2 protein-coding genes are annotated in these 1,009 nt (G+C 50.7%); both read right to left on the reverse strand.

Annotation, left to right across the window (positions count from 1 at the left end; all coding sequences use genetic code 11):
• Positions 1–419: 419 nt before the first annotated feature.
• On the reverse strand, positions 420–644 hold the full coding sequence (brnA, locus tag ACLD9W_RS12350) for a type II toxin-antitoxin system BrnA family antitoxin (protein WP_410842283.1): 225 nt from the start codon (positions 642–644) through the stop codon (positions 420–422).
• On the reverse strand, positions 625–891 hold the full coding sequence (locus ACLD9W_RS12355; RefSeq protein ID WP_410842284.1) for a BrnT family toxin: 267 nt from the start codon (positions 889–891) through the stop codon (positions 625–627). Before ACLD9W_RS12355 ends, brnA begins: the two co-directional genes overlap by 20 nt.
• Between the last annotated feature and the right edge of the window lie 118 nt (positions 892–1,009).

Below are 1,009 nucleotides of genomic sequence, written 5' to 3' on the forward strand. Positions count from 1 at the left end.
CAATCTTGTTTCCAGTTTGGCACTGGACTCAGGCAGGGAGCATGATATCCGTGTGACTTTCAGCGGCGGGAAAACGCAGCCTGACGAGGATATTGTCTGCTTTGTCGGCAGGGCATAAAAAAGGCCGTCTGAATCTGCTTTCAGACGGCCTTTTCAAAAACGGCAAACCCCGTAAGGCGACAGGCTTTACGGGGTTTTTGTTCAACCCTTTGATACGGAAAGGATTAAATAATGTATAAATTTTAACATACTGAAAGCGTGGTGCGAAATGTCGGAGCTGATAGACAAATCCAAAACGGCAAAGCATTTCATGGGGCTGACTTATGCCGTATTGCTGGCGGCGTTGTTGGTTTGGAAGCCCGATAGTATCAATGTGATAGCAACTTTGACGAAATAGGCCGTCTGAAATGGTTTTGGTTTTACGCGGCTTGCGACAGGCGTTCGGACAGCCACATTTTAATCAGCGACTGGCGCGATACGCCCAGATGCGCGGCGTGTTTGTCCAAGCTTTCAACCATCCAGACGGGGAAATCCACGTTTACCCGTTTGGCCTGCAAGCCGGGACGGGAGGCACGGCTTAAGTCGAGCATATCGCCGATGTCTTCGCCGTTGTCAAAGCGGCGGTCAAATTCCGAAGTGTTCATAGAGTTTTTCCTCCTTGTCGCGGGCGCGGCGCACGGAAATGATGCGGATGCGGCCTGCGCGTTCTGTGTAAATGGCAGTCCAAACTTTTTGATTGAGTTTGGCGATGAGGGCAAAGCGCGTTTCGCCTTGTGTTTTGGCGGGGACAATCAGGCGGAAATCGTCCTGCCACAGCTGTTGCGCGGCGGTGAAGTCAATGCCGTGTTTTTCCAAGTTGGCCGCGCTTTTGTTCGGGTCGAACTCAAACATGATTTACATCCTATAAGGTATGGAAATTATACCTTACTCCCCCCCTTTTTTGTGCAATTTTGCTTGCACAATGCACAGGCCGTCTGAACGTTTCAGAAACGTCATCCCCGCGCAGGTG

Origin of the sequence: Neisseria sp. WLZKY-1, assembly GCF_046546535.1 — a bacterium.
Lineage (GTDB): Bacteria > Pseudomonadota > Gammaproteobacteria > Burkholderiales > Neisseriaceae > Neisseria.